The sequence below is a fragment of the Pseudoalteromonas sp. Ld19 genome (assembly GCF_045064135.1).
Lineage (GTDB): Bacteria > Pseudomonadota > Gammaproteobacteria > Enterobacterales > Alteromonadaceae > Pseudoalteromonas > Pseudoalteromonas aliena.
In genome coordinates this window covers 833,704-847,584 of the sequence record NZ_JBISHA010000021.1, presented here as the reverse complement: position 1 = coordinate 847,584, position 13,881 = coordinate 833,704, and the positions used below count along the sequence as shown (strand labels likewise).

Below are 13,881 nucleotides of genomic sequence, written 5' to 3'. Positions count from 1 at the left end.
TGATTTTATTATCTTCAAGTTTGAAATTAGCAAATCCAATAATATAGGTATAATATTGTTTATATTATCAACCTATAGGTAAATTATGTGATAGAGATTAAGCCATTAAATTACTTTATTGCAGCATATGAAGAAGGGTCTATTACTGCAGCTGCATCGCGATGTTTTATTGCTCAGCCCTCTGTTACTCATGCGATTAAAACATTGGAAATAAATTTAGGAGTTAAGTTATTTGAACGCAGTAAACGAGGCATAAAGCCAACAGCGGATGGTCATAAGCTCTACAAACTTGCAAGTGATTTACTATTACAAAATCAGCAGTTACAAGCCGCTTTCATCCCTAATAATACGCATGTTCTGCACCTTTATGTACAGCCTGATATAAATATTGAGCGCTACGTTAGTATTCTCGAATCGATAAAAAATACGCCGATGGATATTGATTTATCTATAGTCGATGCTATTGAGCAAGCGCAAATAGCGATTATTGATGAGCAGCTTTTACCATCCCAGTTTAAATTTAAAAGGCTTAATCAAGAAAGTTATAGGCTGATTGTGCGTGGGGACCATCCATTAGCAAAAAATAAAACAGTGGGTCTTGGGGAGTTGGAGGGTTTAGCTTTTATCGAAAGACCATATTGTACTAATCGAAAAGCATTTGAGAGACTTATTAATGATGAGAATATATCAATTACTTACCAAGGCAAAGCTATTCATGATTTACAGCTTCAAGGCCTTGTTAAGTTAGGTTTTGGTGTTGCTGTTATACCTGAATCATACATTCAAAAAGAGTGTGACTTAAAGTATATACCTATTACTTTAAGTAACGCTATAACGCGCTCGATTGTATTAGCTTATCGTAAGTTACCAAATACAATAATGAAAGCTATTGAGGATATCACTGCAACTAAATCTTAAGGCTAGTTGCAGTTAATATCTGTACCTAATATGTTCTAACTCAGCTCTTTTATCGCTCTACTTATTCCATCTAAACTCAGCGCATACATGCGGTTGTTCATTAACTCTTTTATAAAACCAATTGATTGATAGTACGGCCAGTGTTCAATGGGCTGTGGGTTGAGCCAGGCGACTTTATCAAAGTGATTGGTGATTCGTGATAACCATGCACTGCCAGGTTCTTCGTTGTAATGTTCTACCGAGCCACCGGGGTAGGCTATTTCGTAAGGGCCCATAGTGGCATCGCCAACAAATATGACTTTGTAGTCACTGGTAAATTTATTAATCAGCGTCATGGTGTCGATGATGTTTGAGTGGCGGCGGACGTTGTCTTGCCAAACATGCTCGTACAGGCAGTTATGAAAGTAGTAAAATTCTAAATGCTTAAATTCGCTATGAGCCGCGCTAAATAACTCTTCGCAGGTGTGAATGTAGTCATCCATTGAGCCGCCAATATCAAACAGCATCAATACTTTTACGGCATTGTGGCGTTCGGGTGCCATTTTTACATCAAGCATGCCGCCTTGTTTTGCAGTAGCGCGAATGGTTTCGTTTAAATCCAGCGTGTCGCTTGCACCAGTGCGGGCAAACTTACGCAGTTTTTTAAGGGCGAGTTTAATAGTACGTGAGCCAATTTCTCTGTCGGTGTCGAGGTTTTTGTATTCTCGTTTATCCCACACTTTTACTGCTTGGCGGTTACGGTTGCCGTCTTGCCCTATACGCACACCTTCTGGGTTATAGCCGTATGCACCAAAAGGTGATGTACCGCCAGTGCCCACCCATTTATTGCCGCCAGCGTGACGTTTTTGTTGTTCTTCTAAACGCTCTTTTAGAGTTTTCATAAGCTCGTCGAGTCCGCCCATCGCTTTAAGTTGGGCTTTTTCTTCATCGCTTAGGTTTTTTTCAAACTCTTTACGTAGCCAATCTTCAGGTAAGTTGTGTTGCTGCTTTAAACTATCGAGTAAATCAAGGTCGGCAATACCGCTAAAGTAGTCGCTAAAGGCTTTGTCGAAACGGTCAAAGTGCGTTTCGTCTTTTACCATTATGGTGCGAGCTAAATGGTAAAAGGCGTCTACGTCGGCAAATATAACGCCTTTTTTTAAGGCGTTAATTAAATCGAGTAACTCTCGCAGGCTTACCGGTAAGCGGTATTTGCGCAGCGTGAAAAAAAACTGTACTAGCATGTTTGGGCCTGTTTATCTTTCGAGGTTAAATTTGCAGCAGTGTGTTTGGTATTTAGGCAAGGCAGAGCCTATGTAGTGTGGTTATTCCCCATAAATAGGCGATAACACAGCATAAATACCAAACACGCGCTGCCTGAAGGTTCGTCCTAGGGACGATTAACTCTTTGTTGCTCGGCTTTTACTTAGCCCACTAGGTTACAAACCTCGCGCCACGATTAAATCGTCCCTAGTTAGAACAAATTTTAATCCTGAAAGGTCAACAGGCCCTAGCGGCTCATAAAGGCAAGCTTTTCGATTAGGCTTATGTCTTGCTCATTTTTAAGTAATGCGCCAAACATCGGCATTAAACCACCTTTTTTTGCTTTATCGTGCAGTGTTTTAGCGTCTATGTCTTCAGCCATTAAAAGCTTTAACCAGTCGAGTAATTCGCTAGTGGAAGGTTTCTTTTTAAGGCCGTTAGCTTCACGCAGGTTAAAAAACACTTCGAGTGCTTGGCGTACTAAATCTTGTTTAACGTTAGGGTAGTGTACGTCAATAATTTGCTGCATTTCATCGCTGCTAGGAAAATCAATGTAATGAAAAAAGCAGCGGCGTAAAAAGGCGTCCGGCAATTCTTTTTCATTATTTGATGTGATGATCACAATAGGGCGCTCTTTTGCGACAATGCGCTCATTAGTTTCGTAAACATGAAACTCCATTTTATCAAGCTCAAGTAGTAAGTCGTTTGGGAACTCTATGTCGGCTTTGTCTATTTCATCAATTAATAATACAGGGCGTTTACCGTTAAGCTCTGCATACGTAAATGCTTGCCAAAGCTTACCTTTAACGATGTAGTTACCAATATTATGTACGCGCTCGTCACCTAATTGGCTATCGCGCAGACGCGACACTGCATCGTACTCGTATAAGCCTTGCTGCGCTTTAGTGGTCGACTTTATGTGCCATTGAATAAGCTCGGTATCTAAGCTTTTAGCTAACTCTTCGGCCAGCATGGTTTTACCTGTGCCGGGTTCGCCTTTAATTAAAAGTGGTTTTTCGAGCATAATGGCAGCATTTACAGCTTGTTTAAGCGCGCTACTCGCTATGTAATTGTCAGTTGAATTAAATTGCACGGTGTACCCTTGTCTGGTCTGAGCAGTAAGTTATTTTGTTATAATGCCATAGTTAAACGGCAGGTCCAAGGTATGCAAAACGCGGTATGGTTTTACCGTCTTTTTCGATTGTTTCGTTAAACATACTCAATGGGCGCGCCCATATGCCAAATTCACCATAGAGTGCTTGGTAAATTACAAGTTGCTCTTGCGTTTCGCTATGAGTGGCTTGGTATAAAATTTTGTACTGTGGACCTTTATAGTGTTGGTATATGCCTGGTTTGAGGGAAAGTGGTTTTATTGCTGTAGTCATGTTTTGATCTCTTGTATAATTTGGCTTTGCACTTTTAATGCTAACTAATTTGCCAACACTATGAACTATATTTCTTTAGATGATTACAAAAAGGCGTGGGTTTTTCGCCATAAAGACTTACCTGTATCTGATGATGACGCAGCAAAAATTAAACCTATGAGCGACGAGCGCGCGGCTGTACTTTGGACAACGATGGTGAGCCGTGAGTTTGATCATCCTGACTTTTTTGAGGACACCGACTGGTGTGGTCAAGAAAAGAGCTTTAGCCAAGAAGTAGATTGGCAAGATGCATGGGAAAATGGCGATGCACTTCCACCAGAGAGTATTTTAACTTTTTTAGATTGGGAAGCTAATACCACGGTTTATTTTTGTATGGCGCGCGATAATATTATCGAAACAACCTTTGATGTATTTAAACGCAATTGGCAAAACTTTATGTTTTTAGCCGATGGCAGTTTGTTAATTGGTAAAAAACGCAATACGGTTGTGCAATTTTTAGAATCAGGTAAAGCTAAATTAGGTGAAAAGCCAAGCGCTTAAATTAGTATGTAATGCTTAAAAAGCATTCAGTACTGTGCTATAAAACACTTATCTATTTGTTTTGAGTACAGCTTTTGGTCGCGAAAAATCAGTCACTTGGTGCTCAGCAACAAGTTGAAATTTGGCAAACTGATGCACAAAAAGTGTTGTATGCGCAATTGTGCAATGCGTTTTATCAGCGTGAGGTTCAGCGTTTAGTTGCAGAGCCGAATGCTGATAAACTGCGTCGGCAGTTAAAAAGCCTACCTTATTATATTGAGCGAGCAGCGACGTTAGTTGCCAATGGAGATTCTCCTTTTACGCTGGACTCACAAAATGGCTCTTGGCTTGAAAAGCAAAAACCAACACCGCCCGATGTGAATGCTCAAGCTAATGAACTTTTTTATCAAACACATGCCAAAGTGGGGCTTATAGTGCCCGTTGTGTTACATGACTTTGAGCAGGTGCGTCTTAGAATAGACAGTATTGATCAGTTAGGTGACAATAAACTGCATTGCAATGAGCTTGGCTGGTTTGATTTTTTAGGTAACGGGCTCGAACAGCAAAGTGCGCAACTATTAAAGCCAAGTAAGGTGAGCTTAACCGCTGCATGTTGTGGGCATCAATGGCAATTTTCGAAGCGTTGTTTGCCTCGCGTTTTATCACTACGCGAAATGCTTTTAGCGGGTAGTATTAATTGGCGTAATTTAAAGCGCCCCCTAGCTTAAATAAAGCGAGGTTTTTAGGGTTTTAAAATAAGGAGTGTTAAATGCGTATTTTTCAAGTTGGCTTACTGTGCTTAGCACTGTTTGTACAATATAGACTTTGGTTTGGGCATAATGGCGTACAAGACTACACACGACTAAAAAGTGCCGTAGCGTCGCACCAACAAAGCAACGAAAAGCTTATCAAGCGTAATAAAGTACTTACCGCTGATATAGAAGATTTAAAGCTCGGCCAAGAAGGTATTGAAGAGCGTGCACGTAACGAATTAGGAATGATTAAACCGGACGAAACATTTATTCGTGTTTTACCGGGCAAACAATATGACAAATAAACAGACTATTGCAGCAATTGTACCTGCTGCGGGTGTTGGCAGTAGAATGCAGCATAATGCGCCTAAGCAATATATACACTTAGCGGGCAAAACTATTTTAGAACACACCTTAGCTAAACTTTCTCAATTACCTCAATTAAGCACTATTGTTGTTGCTCTGAGCGACAGTGACCCCTATTTTGATGAACTCCCACTTGTTGATAATCGCATTGTTCGTGCCAGTGGTGGGAAAGAGCGAGCCGACTCAGTGCTCAATAGCTTACTTTTTTTAGCGCCTAACCCACCTACATGGGTGTTGGTGCACGACGCTGCCCGTCCGCTAGTTAATATTAGTGATATAGAACGTTTAATTGATGAATGCATAAGCGCTAATGAAGGTGGCATTTTAGCTAGCAAAGTTAAAGACACCATAAAACGTGGCGATACTCATGCTTTGCAAACCGTACCACGAGATGATTTATGGCAAGCACTTACCCCGCAGTTTTTTAAATATGACGAGCTTAAAAATGCACTTCAAAACGCATTAGCAAGTGGGGCAACTATTACCGATGAAGCCAGTGCAATTGAATGGGCCGGTAAACCGGTAAGGCTTGTAATAGGGCGTAGCGATAATATTAAAATAACCATGCCAGAGGATTTAGACTTGGCTGGGTTTTTATTACATAAACAACAAAACGAGAGTGCATTATGATACGAATTGGCCATGGTTTTGACGTACATAAATTTGGCGGCGAAGGCCCGTTAACTATTTGTGGTGAAAAAATTGATTACCCACAGGGCTTTTTAGCGCACTCCGATGGCGATGTTGCTATTCATGCATTATGCGATGCTATTTTGGGCTCGCTTGCAATGGGCGATATTGGCAAGCACTTTCCCGATACGGCAAGCGAATATGAAAATATCGACAGCCGTATTTTACTTCGTCATGTGGTGAGCTTAGCTAAAGAGCAAGGTTATGTACTTGGCAATGGCGATGTAACTATTGTTGCACAGGCGCCAAAAATGCTGCCGCACATACAAGCTATGCGCGCTAATCTAGCCAGTGACTTAAATTGCGACCTTTGCCAAATTAATGTTAAGGCTACAACCACAGAAAAGCTTGGCTTTGAAGGGCGCAGGGAAGGTATTTCGAGCCATGCAGTGGTAATTATGAACAAAGAATCAATGAGTACAAAATCCGCATGAGCGATTTAAATTATTTATACGGTGCGCCGCTTTCTAAAGCTGACTTTAAAACCACTGCTGAAGACTTTATGGTGGATGAAGACCTAGGTATAGAATTTACCGGAAGTGGCGAACACGTGTGTTTACAAGTCGTTAAAAAAGGCGAAAACACGCAATATGTCGCAAAGTTAATTGCACAGCGTGCGGGTGTTTCACCGCGAGACGTGAGTTACGCAGGCATGAAAGATCGCCACGGTGTGTGCTCACAGTGGTTTAGTGTAAAAGTACCGATTAAAAAGCCTATCGATTTTAGCGATTTAAATAGCGAAAGTATTTTTATTGTGTCGCAACAGCGCCACGATCGTAAATTGCGCACGGGTTGCCACAAAGGTAATAAATTTACTATTACGCTTCGTAATGTTACTCAGCCGCTTGATATTTTATGTCGTATTAACGCAGTGCGCGCAGGTGTGCCAAATTACTTTGGCGAGCAGCGTTTTGGGCATGGCGGTCATAACTTAGTAATGGCAGAAAAAATGTTTGCTGGTGAGCGAATTCGCGATAAAAAACTGCGCGGTATTATTATTTCAGCAGCGCGGTCGCATGTATTTAATCAATTAGTGAGTTTGCGTGTAAAAGAGCATGGTTTAGCTAAAACAATGCACCGTGAAGTATTTATGCTTAGCGGCAGTAATGCATTTTTTGAAGATGCAATTAACGATGAAAACATTGAACGATTAGCCACTGGCGATATTGTGATGTCGGCACCCATGGTCGGTAAAAGCGAAAAAGGCCTAACTGAACAAGAAAAAATATGGCTTGAACCTTTCCAAACATGGTGTGATGGTTTAGGTGAGCTAGGCCTTAAAAATGAGCGCAGAATGCTGCGCTTAATCCCACAAGACTTAGCGGTAGAAACATTAGACGAAACCACTTTAAAACTAAGCTTTGGTTTACCAAAAGGGTGTTTTGCAACCGCATTATTACGTGAGCTGGTGGATTATAAAGATGCAAGCCCGCGAGAGCGTAAAGAAAAGGATAATGACATAAATGAAGATACTGTTAAGTAACGATGATGGCGTAAATGCCAAAGGTATTGCGGTTTTATATCAAGCGCTCACTCAAATTGCAGATGTAACGCTTGTTGCGCCAGATCGCAATTGTAGTGGCGCAAGTAATTCTTTAACACTAATGAACCCGCTACGAGCAACTAAGCTCGAAAACGGGTTTATGTCGGTTAATGGTACCCCTACTGATTGTGTACATTTAGGTGTAAATCAGTTGGTTGATGAAAAACCAGATTTAGTTGTTGCGGGTATTAACCATGGTGCCAACTTAGGTGACGACACGCTGTACTCTGGCACCGTTGCAGCTGCAACAGAAGGACGTCATTTGGGCTTACCAGCCATCGCGGTATCACTTTGCTCACATAATGGTGAACACTTTGAAACAGCCGCTTCGGTTACCGTTAATATTATTAAAGGCTTGGCTTCGCATCCGCTGCCTAAAGATCAAATTATAAATATTAACGTGCCAGATATTCCATTAAGTGAATTAAAAGGGGTGCAAGTAACGCGCCTCGGTGCGCGCCATAAAGCCGAAACGATGACCAAACAAACCGATCCCTGGGGTCGTGATATTTTTTGGTACGGATCGCTTGGCATAGAAAGTGATGCAGGTGAAGGCACCGACTTTTATGCAATTAATAATGGTTATGCATCGGTGACACCACTAAGTGTTGATATGACGGCTAAAGAGAGCTTAAAAGCGGTAGGAGACTGGTTGGCTGATTTGGAGATTAATCGTGCTCGCTAATTACACGCGCAGTGCTCAAGCGTTATCTGATTTACTTAAGCGTGAAGGTGTGGAAGATGCGCAAGTGCTCAATGCGATTGCCCAAATTCCGCGCCATATTTTTATTGATGACGTTTTAAAACATAAAGCGTATGAGAATACTGCACTGCCCATTGGACAAGGGCAGACTATTTCTCAGCCTTATATTGTAGCGCGTATGACTGAATTACTTCGCCTTGCGGGTGCTTGTAATAAGATACTGGAAATTGGTACCGGCTCTGGATATCAAACGGCGATATTAGCTAAAACCTTTACAAAGGTATATTCAGTTGAGCGTATAAAGGCGCTTCAATGGCAAGCTAAAAGGCGTTTACAGCAGCTCGACCTATATAATGTCACGATGAAACATGGTGATGGGTGGCAAGGCTGGCAATCACAAGCGCCTTTTGATGGCATTATAGTGACAGCTGCAGCGTCTAAAGTTCCACAGGATTTACTCGCTCAGTTAGCCGATGGAGGCGTGTTATTAGCGCCCATTGGTGAGAGCGATCAAAAATTAATAATGGTTATTCGCAAAGGCGATAGCTTTACAGAGCATGTGATTGCTCCCGTTAGATTTGTGCCGTTAGTGCCAGGCGATATTGAATAGGAATTTATTTTGAAGTTGTTTACTAAGTTATACGATATGGCCCTTGTATGGGCAAAGCATCGCCATGCCGAACGCTATTTAGCGGCAATGAGCTTTGCCGAGTCTGTTTTTTTCCCGATTCCACCCGATGTAATGCTAGCGCCTATGTCGCTTGCGCAACCTAAAAAAGCATGGCGTTTTGCAAGCTTTGCCACTATCGCCTCAGTTGTTGGCGGTATAGTTGGTTATTTGCTTGGTTTTTGGTTATTTGAACCCGTTGTTGAGCCACTTATTGCACATATGCACTGGCAAGAAAAATTTGACATTGCGCTAAATTGGTTTAAAGACTACGGAGTGTGGGTTGTATTTTTAGCCGGTTTTTCACCTATTCCTTATAAGGTTTTCACTATTGGCGCTGGCGTTTTACAAATGGCATTTTTGCCTTTTTTAATCGCATCAGCAGTAGGGCGCGGTGCGCGATTCTTTTTAGTTTCAGCTTTAATGAAATGGGGCGGAGTTAAAATGGAGCAAAAATTACGTCAATATGTAGAGATACTTGGCTGGGGATTAGTTGCATTAATCGCTATAGCGTACTTTTTATTGCGCTAAGCTTTATAAAATAACTTTTTTAACACAAGGAGCTTAATACGATGAATAAACAAATTAAATGTTATGTTGCTTTATTTATTAGTATTTTGCTCTTTGGTTGCTCATCTCGTCATGTTCCCGCACCCGTTAGCAGTCTAAATAATAATGTTAATAAATATAACCATAAAATTAACATTGCTGGTGGTTATTATAAAGTGCAAAAAGGAGACACTTTATATTCTATTGCTTTTAGTGCTGGAAAAGATATTAGGGAAATAGCGAAAAACAATTCAATATCATCACCTTACATCATTTTTCCTGGGCAAAGAATATCGCTGAAACCGGCACCGGCAGAAAAGAAAAAGCGTAAAAAATATACGTATTCAACTAAAAAGTCTACAAAAAAAGCACAAAAAAATAACAATAAATTAAAAAAAGAGCTTGATCGTCCAAAACAACGAGAGTATGTTCAGAAACAAGCCAGTAACAAAGTTAGCAATAATAAGTATTTGTCGAACGGTAAAGTGCAGTGGTTTTGGCCAGCGAAGGGTAAAATTACGAAACGCTTTTCTAATAAGGAAAACGGCTATAAAGGCTTGCAGATTGCTAATAAAAAAGGGGCTTCAGTTTTAGCTGCGGCACAAGGAACGGTGGTGTACGCGGGTAACGCTCTTAGAGGTTATGGTAGTTTAATCATATTGAAACATAATGATGATTATCTAAGCGCTTATGCACATAACTCAAAATTACTTGTTAAAGAAAAGCAGAAAATTAAGGCAGGTCAAAAAATAGCAGAAATTGGTAATTCAGAATCTCCGGTCACCGCACTTCGCTTTGAAATTCGCTACCGAGGGCAAGCTGTCAATCCTGCTAAATACCTTCCCTAATTTTTAGGTATTGATAATTGCTCTGGAGAAGGCTTATGGCTAACACTGCAAAACTTGACACAAACAATACGAATGACGAAAAGTTTGATGACACCGCCGTTGAAGAAACCACATCACTACTTGAAAAGGTAGACGAAGAAGATATTTTTGCCAAAGAAGAAGTCACTAAAAATTTAGATGCCACACAACTTTATTTAGGTGAAATTGGTTTCTCTCCACTATTAAGCGCAGAAGAAGAAGTATTCTTTGCCCGTAAATCTTTAAAAGGCTGTGAAGCCTCACGTAAACGCATGATTGAAAGTAACCTGCGTTTAGTTGTTAAAATTGCACGCCGTTATAATAACCGTGGCCTTGCCTTACTCGATTTAATTGAAGAAGGGAATTTAGGTTTAATTCGCGCTGTTGAAAAGTTTGATCCAGAGCGTGGTTTTAGATTTTCTACTTACGCTACGTGGTGGATACGTCAAACAATTGAACGTGCCATCATGAACCAAACACGTACCATTCGCTTACCTATTCATGTGGTTAAAGAACTTAACGTATATTTACGTACGGCACGAGAATTAACGCAAAAACTTGATCATGAACCAACCGCCGAAGAAATCGCAGAGAGCTTAGACCGACCTGTTGAAGACGTGACTAAAATGCTACGTTTAAATGAAAAAATAGCCTCTGTTGATATGCCTATTGGCGGTGAAAACGACAGTGTGCTGCTTGATATTATTCCGGATGAAAAAAGTTTTGGTCCTGAAGGCGAAGTACAAAATAACGATATTAATAAACATATTATTGATTGGTTAGGGGAGCTAAACCCAAAACAGCGTGAAGTATTAGCGCGTCGATTTGGATTACTTGGTTATGAACCTTCGACACTTGAAGATGTAGGTCGCGAAATTGGTTTAACGCGTGAACGAGTAAGACAAATACAAGTTGAGGCATTGCGTCGTTTAAAAGACATTTTGCAACAAGAAGGGTTAAGTACAGATAGTTTGTTTAATCAATTCTCGTAACTATAAAAGCGGTACAAACTAGAAAAGATTATGTGTGTTAAAAAGCCGAAGGATTTATTCTTCGGCTTTTTTATGTTTTATATAAAGTAAATTTAAAGCAATGCTTTTAGTTTATATAATAAATCGTGCGCTTGGCGCGGCGATAAATTATCAGGGTCGATAGCACTTAACTGCTCTTCTATTTCAGAAGGCGTACTTTGTACGGCCTCGTTGTTAAAAGTAAAGGCTTGTTGCTCTGTATTTGGCGCCGTTACGCTTTGATGGTTTTCAAGTAATTTAAGTTTTTGTTTTGCTTGCGCAATGACTGCTTTTGGCACCCCTGCGAGAGCTGCTACTTGTAAGCCAAAACTTTTACTTGCTGCGCCATCAAGTACGGTGTGCATAAAGGCAATTGTATCGTTATGCTCTATGGCATCAAGGTGCACGTTTACAAGACCCGTGGTTTGCTCTGCAAGTTCTGTTAGTTCAAAGTAGTGTGTTGCAAATAATGTTTTTGCAGATATTTTTGATGCTAGATGATCGGCTGTTGCGTACGCAAGCGAGAGCCCGTCGTAGGTACTTGTACCGCGACCAATTTCATCCATTAATACCAAAGACTGCGCCGTGGCATTATTTAAAATGGTTGCTGTTTCGGTCATTTCTACCATGAAGGTTGAGCGCCCAGAGGCTAAATCATCGCTTGCACCAATACGTGTAAATATGCGGTCGATATTGCCAATTTTAGCGCTATCTGCGGGTACATAACTGCCAATGTGAGCCATTAGTACAATAAGTGCAGTTTGGCGCATATAGGTTGATTTACCGCCCATATTTGGGCCGGTAATAATCAACATTTTACGTTGGCTATTTAATTCAACAGGGTTAGCAATAAACGGTTCTTTCATTACTTGTTCAACAACAGGGTGGCGACCTTGCTTGATGCTAATGTTGTCGTTATCGCACAGTTCTGGTTTTGCGTAATTTAGCGCAAATGCACGCTCAGCTAAATTATTTAATACGTCTAAATCAGCCAGTGCGGCGGCCATCATTTGCAACTGTTCAATATGTGGAGCAATAAACCTAAATAGCTCTTCGTATAGTTGTTTTTCAAGCGCTAGGGCTTTTGATTGGCTACCAAGTACTTTATCTTCGTGCTCTTTAAGCTCTGGGATTATATAACGCTCGTTATTTTTAAGCGTTTGGCGACGAATGTAGTCGGCGGGTACTAAATGCGCATTGGCACGGCTTACTTCAATAAAGAAACCATGCACGCGGTTATAACCAATTTTAAGCGTACTAATACCCGTACGTTCGCGTTCACGCAGTTCTAGTTGATCAAGAACATCAGTAGCGCCTTTGCTTAAGTTGCGCCATTCATCAAGTTCACTGTTATAACCTGAGGCAATAACGCCACCATCACGAATAAGTACAGGCGGATTTTCTATTACAGCTTGCTCTAACAATGCTCGTAAATCAGGGAGTTCAGGCGAGTGCTTGATAATACCCGCTATACGAGGGTCGTTAGCGTCAGCTAATAAAGTATGTAGCGGCGCAAGCGCTTGTAATGCACTGCGCAGGCGAGTTAAATCGCGTGGGCGAGCTGTGCATAACGCTAAGCGCGCAATAACACGCTCTACATCACCAATCTCTTTTAGTGATTCGTGTAATTCGCCGCACAATTGTGCATCTAAAATAGCGCTAATTGCATTTAAGCGAGAATTTAGCTCATCTTTATTACGAATAGGTGTATGTATACGGCGCTTAAGTAAACGGGAGCCCATTGGGGTTGCTGTTTTATCAAGTACTTGGGCAAGTGTATTTTCAAACCCGCCAGATAAATTAACGGTCAGTTCTAAGTTTTTACGCGTTGCTGCATCTAAAATAACAGCGTGTTCGTTGTGCTCAAGTGTAATAGCACGAATATGTGGCAGTGCAATACGCTGCGTATCTTTTACGTATTGCATTAAACAACCGGCAGCAACAAGTGCGCTGTGGGCTTTATCAACACCAAATCCTACTAAATCTTTAGTACCAAACTGATCGCATAATAAGTGCTCGGCCGTATCTAAGTCGAATTCCCACTCTGGGCGACGACGAGCCCCTTTTATATGCTCAATTAAATGAAAATTTTCAAAGCTTTCGCTATATAGCAATTCTGCTGGTGATAGGCGCTGAACCGTTGAGCTAAATGCTTCGTCGGTATTAACCTCTACAACGTTAAAGCGACCAGAGTTAATATCTAAGTACGCAATACCGTACAGGCCTTTTTTACTTTGCCAAACACTGGTAAGCAAATTGTCTTGTCGTTCTTGTAAAAGCGCTTCGTCAGAAATTGTACCAGGGGTAACTATACGAACAACTTTGCGATCAACGGGGCCTTTACTGGTAGCTGGATCGCCAACTTGTTCGCAAATAGCAACAGATTCACCCATTTGAACCAGGCGTGCTAAGTAGTTCTCTACTGCATGATAAGGCACGCCCGCCATAGGGATAGGATCGCCACCGGCTTTGCCGCGATGGGTTTGCGAAATATCGAGTAATTGAGCGGCGCGTTTAGCGTCGTCAAAAAAGAGTTCGTAAAAATCGCCCATACGATAAAACAATAAAATATCGCGATGCTCTGATTTTATTTTTAGATACTGCTGCATCATAGGGGTTTGTTGTTTTATAGTGTGTGGTGCATAAAGATCAAACGACATGTATTTACCCA

General features: G+C 41.1%; 16 protein-coding genes. 12 read left to right on the top strand and 4 right to left on the bottom strand.

Translation table 11 applies throughout. The annotated features are described in order from the left end of the window. Positions 1–87 precede the first annotated feature (87 nt). The gene (locus ACJJVZ_RS15880; protein WP_405601847.1) at positions 88–918 is read left to right on the top strand and encodes a LysR family transcriptional regulator; all 831 of its coding nucleotides are present in this window, start codon (positions 88–90) and stop codon (positions 916–918) included. Positions 919–953: 35 nt separating this feature from the next. On the opposite strand, the gene ACJJVZ_RS15875 is transcribed toward ACJJVZ_RS15880, so the two are convergent. The 3 genes from ACJJVZ_RS15875 to ACJJVZ_RS15865 form a co-directional block, all read right to left on the bottom strand. Further along, complete coding sequence (locus tag ACJJVZ_RS15875; protein WP_405601844.1) at positions 954–2,141, bottom strand: vWA domain-containing protein; 1,188 nt, start codon at positions 2,139–2,141, stop codon at positions 954–956. A 266-nt stretch (positions 2,142–2,407) separates the two neighbouring features. Next, positions 2,408–3,253, bottom strand: coding sequence for a MoxR family ATPase (locus ACJJVZ_RS15870; RefSeq protein WP_182701128.1), 846 nt, complete (start codon positions 3,251–3,253; stop codon positions 2,408–2,410). A 52-nt stretch (positions 3,254–3,305) separates the two neighbouring features. Then, positions 3,306–3,545 carry a DUF1653 domain-containing protein gene (locus tag ACJJVZ_RS15865; protein WP_138585329.1) on the bottom strand — a complete coding sequence of 80 codons (240 nt, stop codon included), beginning with the start codon at positions 3,543–3,545 and terminating at the stop codon, positions 3,306–3,308. Positions 3,546–3,605: 60 nt separating this feature from the next. Between ACJJVZ_RS15865 and ACJJVZ_RS15860 the strand changes: the two genes are divergently transcribed. The 11 genes from ACJJVZ_RS15860 (at position 3,606) to rpoS (ending at position 11,192) form a co-directional block, all read left to right on the top strand. Beyond that, positions 3,606–4,085 (top strand): DUF2947 domain-containing protein, encoded by a 480-nt coding sequence (locus ACJJVZ_RS15860; RefSeq protein WP_077537122.1) that lies wholly within the window; start codon positions 3,606–3,608, stop codon positions 4,083–4,085. Between the two features lie 74 nt (positions 4,086–4,159). Next, positions 4,160–4,792, top strand: coding sequence for a hypothetical protein (locus ACJJVZ_RS15855; RefSeq protein ID WP_193156111.1), 633 nt, complete (start codon positions 4,160–4,162; stop codon positions 4,790–4,792). 41 nt (positions 4,793–4,833) lie between these two features. Next, positions 4,834–5,121, top strand: a complete 288-nt coding sequence (gene ftsB / locus ACJJVZ_RS15850; RefSeq protein ID WP_077537124.1) for a cell division protein FtsB — start codon at positions 4,834–4,836, stop codon at positions 5,119–5,121. Next, positions 5,111–5,812: a 2-C-methyl-D-erythritol 4-phosphate cytidylyltransferase gene (gene ispD, locus ACJJVZ_RS15845; protein ID WP_405601839.1), complete on the top strand. Its 702-nt coding sequence runs from the start codon at positions 5,111–5,113 to the stop codon at positions 5,810–5,812. Before ftsB ends, ispD begins: the two co-directional genes overlap by 11 nt. Further along, the gene (gene ispF, locus ACJJVZ_RS15840) at positions 5,809–6,306 is read left to right on the top strand and encodes a 2-C-methyl-D-erythritol 2,4-cyclodiphosphate synthase (RefSeq protein WP_182701125.1); all 498 of its coding nucleotides are present in this window, start codon (positions 5,809–5,811) and stop codon (positions 6,304–6,306) included. The genes ispD and ispF overlap by 4 nt, the downstream gene beginning before the upstream one ends. Continuing rightward, positions 6,303–7,355 (top strand): tRNA pseudouridine(13) synthase TruD, encoded by a 1,053-nt coding sequence (gene truD, locus ACJJVZ_RS15835; protein WP_405601836.1) that lies wholly within the window; start codon positions 6,303–6,305, stop codon positions 7,353–7,355. The genes ispF and truD overlap by 4 nt, the downstream gene beginning before the upstream one ends. Then, complete coding sequence (gene surE, locus ACJJVZ_RS15830) at positions 7,336–8,100, top strand: 5'/3'-nucleotidase SurE (RefSeq protein WP_405601833.1); 765 nt, start codon at positions 7,336–7,338, stop codon at positions 8,098–8,100. Before truD ends, surE begins: the two co-directional genes overlap by 20 nt. Further along, entirely contained in the window at positions 8,090–8,728 is a 639-nt protein-coding gene (locus tag ACJJVZ_RS15825) for a protein-L-isoaspartate(D-aspartate) O-methyltransferase (RefSeq protein ID WP_138585336.1), read from the top strand. Before surE ends, ACJJVZ_RS15825 begins: the two co-directional genes overlap by 11 nt. 9 nt (positions 8,729–8,737) lie before the next feature. Further along, positions 8,738–9,316 carry a YqaA family protein gene (locus ACJJVZ_RS15820; RefSeq protein ID WP_138585337.1) on the top strand — a complete coding sequence of 193 codons (579 nt, stop codon included), beginning with the start codon at positions 8,738–8,740 and terminating at the stop codon, positions 9,314–9,316. Positions 9,317–9,357: 41 nt separating this feature from the next. Beyond that, positions 9,358–10,182 carry a peptidoglycan DD-metalloendopeptidase family protein gene (locus ACJJVZ_RS15815; RefSeq protein WP_405601829.1) on the top strand — a complete coding sequence of 275 codons (825 nt, stop codon included), beginning with the start codon at positions 9,358–9,360 and terminating at the stop codon, positions 10,180–10,182. Positions 10,183–10,217: 35 nt separating this feature from the next. Beyond that, positions 10,218–11,192, top strand: a complete 975-nt coding sequence (gene rpoS, locus ACJJVZ_RS15810) for an RNA polymerase sigma factor RpoS (RefSeq protein ID WP_138585339.1) — start codon at positions 10,218–10,220, stop codon at positions 11,190–11,192. Positions 11,193–11,284: 92 nt separating this feature from the next. Here rpoS and mutS read toward each other — a convergent pair whose 3' ends face one another. Next, entirely contained in the window at positions 11,285–13,870 is a 2,586-nt protein-coding gene (gene mutS, locus ACJJVZ_RS15805) for a DNA mismatch repair protein MutS (RefSeq protein ID WP_405601826.1), read from the bottom strand. Positions 13,871–13,881: the final 11 nt, after the last annotated feature.

Excerpts from the sequence above, each read along its gene's own strand:
- ftsB (WP_077537124.1), top strand. The coding sequence starts at position 4,834 with ATGCGTATTTTTCAAGTTGGCTTACTGTGCTTAGCACTGTTTGTACAA.
- ACJJVZ_RS15815 (WP_405601829.1), top strand. The coding sequence starts at position 9,358 with ATGAATAAACAAATTAAATGTTATGTTGCTTTATTTATTAGTATTTTG.
- ACJJVZ_RS15875 (WP_405601844.1), bottom strand. The coding sequence starts at position 2,141 with ATGCTAGTACAGTTTTTTTTCACGCTGCGCAAATACCGCTTACCGGTA.
- rpoS (WP_138585339.1), top strand. The coding sequence starts at position 10,218 with ATGGCTAACACTGCAAAACTTGACACAAACAATACGAATGACGAAAAG.
- truD (WP_405601836.1), top strand. The coding sequence starts at position 6,303 with ATGAGCGATTTAAATTATTTATACGGTGCGCCGCTTTCTAAAGCTGAC.
- surE (WP_405601833.1), top strand. The coding sequence starts at position 7,336 with ATGAAGATACTGTTAAGTAACGATGATGGCGTAAATGCCAAAGGTATT.
- mutS (WP_405601826.1), bottom strand. The coding sequence starts at position 13,870 with ATGTCGTTTGATCTTTATGCACCACACACTATAAAACAACAAACCCCT.
- ACJJVZ_RS15865 (WP_138585329.1), bottom strand. The coding sequence starts at position 3,545 with ATGACTACAGCAATAAAACCACTTTCCCTCAAACCAGGCATATACCAA.
- ACJJVZ_RS15860 (WP_077537122.1), top strand. The coding sequence starts at position 3,606 with ATGAACTATATTTCTTTAGATGATTACAAAAAGGCGTGGGTTTTTCGC.
- ispD (WP_405601839.1), top strand. The coding sequence starts at position 5,111 with ATGACAAATAAACAGACTATTGCAGCAATTGTACCTGCTGCGGGTGTT.
- ispF (WP_182701125.1), top strand. The coding sequence starts at position 5,809 with ATGATACGAATTGGCCATGGTTTTGACGTACATAAATTTGGCGGCGAA.